Raw genomic sequence first — 9,113 nt, 5'->3', positions numbered from 1 at the left:
CTTTATTATAACACAAACAACGGCCTTTTCTATACCTTACCGTGAGAAATCCGGGTTAGCCAGCATGTTCTTGAACGAAGCGAAATATATCGCTGCCGCTTCGCCCTCTGCCCCTAATAACTGCTGAACATTATCTATGTTATGAGCTTGCTTGGCGATACGTTTCAACCTTTCCAGCGCTTGGTCTTTGCTGGTAGTGTCTTCTCGTTCTGTGCGCCAGTTACGGCGGAGCATGGTACGAGAGTTCTGTATTTTTGCCGTCACCAGATTGCGGGAAAGAGCCAGACATCTGTTTTCATCAAAAGCGTAGCGATACTGGGCTTCGCGTACGGCCACGTTTCCGTTTCCGGTTCCAGTCGTGTGACCGAGAAACCAGCCTCCTGTGGAAAGCCAGGACACGGGGATTTCGCTTTTCATAAGTTCGTGTAGCGCGGGAGTTGTAACCGACACAGGCCCCAGCAGAACAACTTGCGAAACATCTATCATCGGCACTTCCATTGAATCTTCCTCGGTTTCCACGATCAGTCGCTCGCCGCTTTTCCGCAATCTTGCGCCGGGTGTCTGCACATAGAGAGGAAGTGCGGGGTCGTCTGACGGGTTCAGGGGGCGGGGAGTGTATTTTTTCGAGAACAGATTGGTTTCGTCCGGAAGACATATTCCGGCTAGCGAGCAGCGGGGACACTTGGGGCTGTTCTCCAGCGGTGGTGGTCTATGACCGGAGGCGGCAGCGTCTCGCAGGGCGGAAATTGCGCTAATGGTCTTGGCTCGGAGTTCATCATCCAGAATAACCGGGACTTTTTCTCTGGAACCAACGTACCAGAGTGCGCCTTGGGGAACCTCGTAGCCGTTATCTTCCAGAATCATTGCCTGCGTGCAGACCTGTACTCGCTCGGGTTCGTACGCCCCGGAGGCGACATGAGGGCGCTTCCCCCTTTTGAAGTCCACGGGCATTGCCGTTCCTTCGCTGATTTCCACGACATCCATTTTTGCTATAACACCCAGACGTTCCGAGGAAAGAGTGATGGATCGGGTCTTAAGCACTTCATCACCAAGATCCTCTGGGGAGGGCAACTGTTTCCCATCTTTGTCCACTCGGGCATGGACGCGCTTTCCTTGGGCCGTGTCCCCGCTATCGGCCCATTCGCCCTCCACCCACTCCAGATATGCAAGTCGAGGGCAATATACCCATTCGTTGACCATCCGTGCCGGAACTAATGGCGTATCATCCCTGATAGGTGATGGAGGTAGTGGCAGGGAAAGTTGGTTTTTGTTGTCCATTTTGGTTTCAAGGATCTTTTATTTCTCGCCCGCTCAACTGTCATGCAAAAAATTCTTTTCCATTGAACCTCAATCCTGCAAGTTCGGAATATACCATAATGATAATATAAGGGATAATTGTGAAATCATGTTGCCGGTTTGTTGGCGACAGTTTTGTAGAGACTTTCTTTCGCTTGGAAGCCCTAATGTCACTGATAAGGGGTGTTCTTGATTCCGGCAATATGCATGAAAGGAGATTCTCAAGTAGATTGCAGGGCGAACAGCCCGAGACCAAAATGGCAAGCATATCCGAGACACAGGGGACCTTTTACTGGTTCAGGAAAGCTCAGACGTAGCAGTGCTCCCTGAGTATCCAGTTGCTTTTCCCGTCCTCTGGAACGAAATCGGTGAAAATGTGTTGTACGGCGAGGAGCACCTCCGATTTTTATTTCCGGTAGAACCTTAACTTCTATATGGTCAAGGAGGCTCTCGTTAACTATTCCCCTGAGCTTCAGGAGCCTTTTTACTTCTTTCGGATAACCTTGAGCTTTGAGGTGTCCTGTAGCAAGAAAAGGAGTCAGGCTTTCCCAGTGTTTTCCTGTACCAAGTATTGCGGAAGAATCGGAAAAGTCGTCAAGGTTGCCAAAGCCCTCAAGAGCAAGCCGCCATTCAAGAGCTTTCGATTTTCCACTGTCATCGTGGGTGCCTCTCTCGTTAACCCAGAGGTGTGTCAGCCGGTCAAGTTTTACCCTTACGTCAGAATCGAAACCCTCTGGTGCGTAGACGGTGATGTGGTCTATCCATCCGTCTCTGTTAACGTCCTCAGGGAGCCAGAATGCATGCGAATGCGACGAATCGCGCAAAGGTTTTCCCTCAAGAGTGCGCCCTGAAATTACCGAAGGGGCTTTCTGTTTTCTGCGACCAGTGGATTCATCTTCTTCCCACCCGAATTTTGACAAAGCGGCAAGTCGTATCAGTTCACCTATTTTGACTGCATCCTCAATTCGCGGAAGCGGTCTGCCAGCTAACAAGTAACGGGCCACTGTATAACGTTTCTCTTTCTTAATATTGCGACTTCTGGAATTGTAGCCTTGGGGGATCAACGATTTTTCCTCATAAGGAGCGGCATATATAACCTCTCTGGATGCAGGGGGTCTGCTCCAGCCATATCGCTGATAGTCTTTGGTTTCAAGAGACAGTGCGTCAACCAGAAGTTCAGGCAGAGTTGGTCCGAATTTCCTTTCGGCTTCTCTTTTTAGAGCTTCTTCTGTAGGAGTTTTTTTCCCCGAAGCTTTGGCTTTGTCGTACAGTTTTTTTTCAAACTCCCCCATTAAACGTGTTCGTTCCGATGCGTAATCATCTGCACTACGTGGTGCGATTACTCGGACCGGATTTCCCCCGTTATACTCAAGTCCATCCGCTGGAGGGCATATCACATCCTTTTCTTCATCAGGTTGCCAGTTGCTTGTCGCCACACAGTCGGTCCAGCTTTCAGCCCGTCCCAGATACCCAATTCCCTCTGCAAGATGTGAGGCGAATTCAAACATATCGGAATTCAACTTAAGGTCCGGCCAGAACGCAACGAGTTTTTCATTCTTAGGCAGTTGCAGGAAAGCATCATAGACCAAACTCGGATTCTTTCCCTTCACAGGAACGTAGTAGCAGAGATAAGCGTGTATAGAAATTTTCGGTAGTCTGTAAGAAGGCAGTTTTTCTGCAAGAACAGAGATAAGGTTGCTCAGGTCCTTTTCTTCCCATTTGCTATGCCGACATTTGCGGTTATAGCTGGCAACCAAGGCCCGGAGAATGCGCCAAGGTTCGGGAGGCCAAGCGACAGTGGCTTCATTGACATGATGTCCCCAGAGAGTCGCATGGTATCTGTTTGCAGGAAATCTGAATATGAATGCAAACATATCGTTTTTACTTTCTGTAAGTAACCTTAAGAACCGAAGGGTCGCTGAACATCTGCTGTTTTCCGACTGCGTCAATAAGTTCAGGCAACTCGCCGGAAAGTTCATCTAATGACGGAAACTGGAATTTATCTGGCTGGGTAACCGTAATACTTTCTACTCCTAGGTCGCAGGCAGTGCGCAGACGAAGCCCTTCATTTAGGAATTTTCTTATTTTGAATAATCCAAACACTATCAGCAGTCTTTCCGCATCTTCTCCCAGTCCGAAAGACTGGATCTGTCTGAGGTCAAGGTTAAAGTAGGCAGTCATATTTCCACATGTCCACTCATCCCTCGCAAAGGGAACATTTCCGAACCCTTTACCCGTATCTCCTTTGGGGTTTACGATGTCATTCTTCACTCCTCCACTGGTCGCGACTCTGACATCCCTTGCCTCTATGAAAGAAGAAAGGACACGAGGCAGCCGCAGCCTACCTCCGGCAAGTTCTTTTTTTGCTAGGAAAACTCCGTGTAGCAAAGAGTTTGTGTCATATTTCATAAGGATTCGTGCTAGTTCGCGTATATCGACTCTTCTCTCATCCATAGACGCAAGGCTTTCCTTGAGGATGTTAAATACAGTCCTGTCTTTGCTCTCAAGTATGTAGGGAGAATTGATTCTATGGGATTCCAGAACAGAGTTTGTAAGCGATTCTCCCTCTTTATCAACAACTTTTATCAGGGGCAACCCTCTGAGAGGTTCAACCCAGTCATCAGCGACATCATCCCAACAGACGGCCTCAAGGCGGTTGGCCATGCTCTGAGAACTTTCAACTAGAATAATCTGTCCCGCTCCCTCGGGGTCTTCAAAGACCGCATGTCCAAGATTTGGAAATCCGGTTGGCTGAAAACGAGACCCTTGAAGAGGTCTTAGTGTCGCCTCAACGAGCAGTCGAGGAGACTCAAAAAGAGTAGATATATTAATTGGCATTCTTCACTCCTTATTATGTGTTTTGTGCTTCTTTCTCTATGCGGTATGCCCGCCCGACAATGTACTTCAGATCCTGTTCGCGCAGTGGAATTACCATGGACGCAGCAAGCAGTTTCCCGCTGATTGCGGCAGTGAAACTGTATGTTCCTGCAGAAGGTGGTCGCCCACTGAAATGCGAATCAATTCCTGATGCCCTAACCCTTGCGAAAGCCATTCGTACCGCTTCATCCACTTTATCACTCCGCAATTGCGCGACAATACCGGAAGGAACAGGAATTTTGCCGCTTGGCGGTAATATGCTTGCTTCCTCAAGGGTTGTATCTGGAGTAAACACAGGCTTTAATGCTGCGTAAGGGAATGGGGGAAGCGGCTGACTGGAACTTTCAGAAGCAGATTCAAGAAAAATTGCGGGACGCACCCAGACGAGACCGGAAAGAATCCGTTTACAGCGTGCATAGTCAAAGTTGGGCGAGAGAAACGCAGAGATATCCATCCAGTTAACTTTTATGGTTCCATACAAAGGTTTGTCCTGTAGGTCTCTGGTATTCTGTTCAATAAGACGTCGTTGCAGCACCGAAACCAGACCGGAAACGATATCTGTTGATTCCAGAACACACAGCTTCTTGTTGGACTGAACATCCCACTCTCTATATCTTCTCATTACTGATGCCGAAACCACAGGAACGAAATGAGCGGCCATGGGTATTTCCTCTCCATGACCATTTGCCGTCCGGGGGTCTCCTGTCTCTGCTCCGGATGTCTGTCGGGAAATTGCTGTCTCAACTCCTGAGGCTGGTTCTTCCTCGTGGGAAGACTGCCAACCAATGCTGGCAAGAGCCCTTGCTATCCTGTATTCACAAGTTCCATCATTGGCTTTGTGTATCCACTCGCTTGAAAGTCGTGGCGGGGGAGGGGGTTTTTCATCAAGCGAACCTTCAACTCTTGCAAGCCACAATACAAAGTCCCCGATAGCAACAAGCGTATTCTGTAAAGAGCGGGGAGTGCCATAACCTGTCGCAGTCATTTCAAAAAGAGAGTCTTCCAGTTTTCTTATGGAATTCCGTGCGGAAGAAGAATCAGTCCTCCGTGCAAACCGGCGAACCCTCTCAAGCCATCTTCCCACATCGAGATCCTCTATCAGTCGTGTAGAGTCAGGAACCTCATGGAGCACCTTTCGCTTGCCGAGAGATACTGACAGATAGGCTTTTCCAGATCGCTCGAGGAACCCGTAACGCTCGAAATGTTCTACTCCGCGGTTAATCCCGAGGCTTGCAACGGCCCGCGCGAAGTCCAATCCGTTACGCGCGTTCTTGCCCCGCAACACTGCACGTCCTTCTTTTAACAAGACAGTGACTTCCTCGCAACTGGCCGGATGTTTCCACAGAGGTGCCCAGAATTCCGCCCTGGATTTTGCTTCGTCAGCACCGGAGACACTTCCATGTCCAGCACCAACCGTACTTACCATGAAAGGGAAACTCGCACCGGGATCAGTAGTGCTCTGATGACGGCGCGTTGCGGCACCAGCGAACATGATGGCGCCTTCAAGCGTGAATATAAAGTCCCAAGGATTTACTGAAGAATCACCTTCAAACCCTTCACTGGTGGCATTTGGCCCACCGGAGTAACCTGGAGAGAATTGGCCAACAGCAACTTTAGAGAGACCCTGTGAAGTGTCTCCGAAAAGGGAAGTCCTGAGCAGCCTCTCTGTATTGGGCAAAGGTTTGCCGCTTTTTACTTCGAAAAGCCCTGTTTCCTCAGAGACAAGACGCTGCATGAAGTTGTTCGTGAAATCAAAATTGCCATCGTTTCCTCCGGTTCCGAGAAGGGGAGGAAAACTGATACGGCCACTGTGAAAAGCAAGTACAGCATCAAGCCAGCCGAGTGCATATTCTGGGTATTCGGCACGAAGCGCGGAGATGAGTTCAGCTTTCTGTTCCCCCTCGGGACGAGCGGACAATCCGCGATTTCTTATTGCCCTCTCGGCAATCTGGATCACTTCCTGAAGAGGAAGGAACCGCTTGGATATGTCATTTGTTTTTGAAAGTGCATCAAAAGCGGTGTTTTTCTTGCTTGGAAAAAAGCAGCTGCCACCGTTCCAAGGAGCTATAATCGGGCTGGGGACGTAATCTTCAAGAAAGAAGCTCAGCAGATCCTCGCAACTCAGGCGACTCAGGAGACTGAACTGATCGTTGGTCCAGAATCCTTTGGCTCTATAATCTGCTGCCACACCTCCCACTCGATTTAACGGATTCGCTACTAGGCGAAACACCCCGAGTGCCTTAAGATAACATGAAAGCGGCTTTGAATAGCACCCGCCAAGAGGAATAGTGTAAGGAATTTTATCGTTCTTCATTTTCTTTTTCCGACGCCCTCCAGTCGGCTACTCTGAGAATTGCCTCAAGCCAGGCTAAGCGGAAGGGCCCATATTTCGACAGAAGGTTGTTGGTGCGTTCAGTCCAGCTTGCACCTGTAACCGGATGTTCACCGAGTACCATTACAGACAAATCCAGATGTCCTCCTGTCCAGAGAGGTTTCCCGTTAATTTTTACCGGAGGGATTTCATCTCCTTCCCTGACACCCCGGGCAAAAAGCCCGATGTCAGTCCGACCGTCACCTCTCTCCCTTGTCTGAAGAGTTATTTCCTGTGGTAAGGCCTTGAGATTCATCCGTACCTTGCCATGATGTGCCGCAATCAAGTATGCCGTCAAGTCTGCTTCTCTTGACCATTGGGCATGTGCCAAGTAAGCCAAGGCTGACGCAAGTTCGTGTCGGAAGTAAGGTCGCCCCCGGTTTCGGTCATAATAACGAGCTTTAGCAAGCAGACAGTCAGGTCGTGGATACAGCCCCGGATCATCTGTGGACATACGCTCCTGAAACGCGTAGTGAGCCTTTCCTACATCGTGCCATAGTGCCGCTTCAGAAACAGTCTTTTTTATGTGTAGCGGCATGTCTATAACGGAGCAAAGACTCTTTGCCTCGTCCACCACATGCACTAGATGATCAGCCAGATTTATGAAGTGGCCTGCTCTGCTGTCTGGATCACCATCGGATGTTTCTATATTAGCAGCTTCATCAAAAGCTTGTGCAACGGCTTCGACAGGTACCTTGCTCTCAAGGTCAAACCCTGTCTCTTTGGTATAACCCCCTTCCCTTAGATCCAGCATCAGAACTAGGCCCGGCCAAGGAGAATCGTTGAAGCGAACCCATGTTGAGTGGGCTTGGCGGGAATTCGCTTGCAAATCAACAAAAAAGGCTGCGATCTTTCTGGATTTCAACCAGTTTTTGCAAAGACCAATAGGCACTGAGCAGAGTTCATGTCTGCTCGGCATAGGCTGTTCTGTGCTGTTGTCCGATAAGTCACGCCAGAAAACCTTTACATCAGTATCTTCCGAATCTCGGACATAAGATGAAATGTCGACGTCAAAACCCGTAAGGTCTGGATCGGTATCATACAAATCCTTAAGGTCCTTGCCTCGAATAACGGATTGAACGGAGTAATCATCCGGTTCCGGTGACGGAAGGTTTGACGATTTTACATCGGTCAATGAGGTGATTCTCTTGCGGCAGATTTCGATTTCTTGAGGAGAATAAGGGGCTGATACGCCTTTGATATTCTTCTCGTCGGCGACAATGTCAATCCAGCGTATTGTGCCCCCTCCACGATTGTTCAGTTCCCCGTAACGGTTAACCCTTCCCAGCCGCTGGACAATTGATGAAGCAGATGCGATTTCCGTAATCATTACCGAAGCGGAAATATCTACCCCCGCCTCTATTGCTTGGGTTGCCACAACTACAAGGTCCTTTTCTTCTCCGGCTTGGGTGGGAAGCTTGTCCATCTGTGCCTTGCGGTCTGCAGGCCGGAATCGTGAGTGAACAAGAACAAGCCTGTCGGATAAGATGCCTTTCTTTACAAGTTCCTTGTGTACGGCTTGGGCTCGTGCGACTGTATTTACAACGAGCAGAGTCATCTGTCCCTCCCTGTGAAGAGAAAGAGCCTCTGAAGCCAGATTCTTCGCATATTCCCGCAAGGACTCTTTTTTCGTGCTGCAAAGAGACGTATCAGCCTTCTTTATGGGTTTTGGAGCGTGAACAAGTCTTTGAACTTTTGGAGAATCCTCGTCCTCAAGAAAGTCGCGGGGGACATTCCAGACTTCAAGATGTTTCTGGAAATCTGCGGTTTTTAGCCATTCGGGATGCATAGTCGCGGATATCCAGAGACTTCGAGAAGGAATTTGTGTCCCAAAATTACGACGGAAACCTTCTAACTGAGAAGAGGTTGCAAGACCGGAACTCATAAGCTGTACCTCATCAAATACCCATTGCGTATCATTGTGAAGCAATCCGAAATCTAAAGGCCACCGAAACCGATTCATTGCGTAGCCGCGCATCAGTGCGCGACTGAGCAACATGTCCTGACTGCCTATCAGTATCGTGGGCCTTTCAGGGTTTTTATACCATTCAGTTTCATCGATCCCGCCCATGAGTATATGCACATCATTCTCTGGATCAGGCAGGCAGGTTTTCAAGCGATAATCTGTGTTATGAAGACGTTCCAGCCACTTTCTGATATTTCCCTCTGTCTGCTCAACCAATGTACGCATAGGTAGGCAGTATGCCAGCCTACGAGGAGGCGTTTGCTTGTCCTCTAAGGTGTGTTTCCAAGCCCAAGCAAGTACTACTGCAGCAGTTTTGCCAAGTCCTGTGGGAGCAATGAGAATGTCTGGCCAGTCCCGTTCAGCCAGTGCTTGCTGGTATGAGTAAGATTGGATGTCATTTCCAAGAGCAATAGAAAAAAATGATCTAAAATTCCAAGACATAGTATCTCAACACATTTGCAAGCTAGGCAATTTTTTGGAAGAGAACTCATCCCACAGTGAGCAAGACAAGTAACCCAATCATAACAAATCATTCTTACCTGATCTAGCCCGGATTTCTCACGGTAAGGTATAGAAAAGGCCGTTGTTTGTGTTATAATAAAG

The 9,113-nt window shown here is 48.8% G+C and carries 5 protein-coding genes; all 5 read right to left on the bottom strand.

The window, feature by feature from the left end; all coding sequences use genetic code 11:
- Positions 1 to 36: 36 nt before the first annotated feature.
- Positions 37 to 1,200 carry a CRISPR-associated endonuclease Cas1 gene (gene cas1 / locus OXG75_03645; GenBank protein MCY3625078.1) on the bottom strand — a complete coding sequence of 388 codons (1,164 nt, stop codon included), beginning with the start codon at positions 1,198 to 1,200 and terminating at the stop codon, positions 37 to 39.
- A 317-nt stretch (positions 1,201 to 1,517) separates the two neighbouring features.
- Entirely contained in the window at positions 1,518 to 3,170 is a 1,653-nt protein-coding gene (csb2, locus tag OXG75_03640; GenBank protein MCY3625077.1) for a type I-U CRISPR-associated protein Csb2, read from the bottom strand.
- Between the two features lie 7 nt (positions 3,171 to 3,177).
- Positions 3,178 to 4,134: a type I-U CRISPR-associated RAMP protein Csb1/Cas7u gene (gene cas7u / locus OXG75_03635; GenBank protein ID MCY3625076.1), complete on the bottom strand. Its 957-nt coding sequence runs from the start codon at positions 4,132 to 4,134 to the stop codon at positions 3,178 to 3,180.
- 13 nt (positions 4,135 to 4,147) lie between these two features.
- A complete protein-coding gene (gene csx17, locus OXG75_03630) occupies positions 4,148 to 6,487 on the bottom strand; it encodes a type I-U CRISPR-associated protein Csx17 (GenBank protein ID MCY3625075.1) in 2,340 nt (779 codons plus the stop codon).
- Positions 6,474 to 8,951, bottom strand: a complete 2,478-nt coding sequence (gene cas3 / locus OXG75_03625) for a CRISPR-associated helicase Cas3' (protein ID MCY3625074.1) — start codon at positions 8,949 to 8,951, stop codon at positions 6,474 to 6,476. The genes csx17 and cas3 overlap by 14 nt, the downstream gene beginning before the upstream one ends.
- Positions 8,952 to 9,113: the final 162 nt, after the last annotated feature.

It is taken from the genome of Candidatus Dadabacteria bacterium (genome assembly GCA_026705445.1).
GTDB lineage: Bacteria > Desulfobacterota_D > UBA1144 > Nemesobacterales > Nemesobacteraceae > Nemesobacter.
The sequence above is the reverse complement of the archived record's forward strand: the minus strand, read 5'-3'. Positions and strand labels throughout refer to the sequence as shown.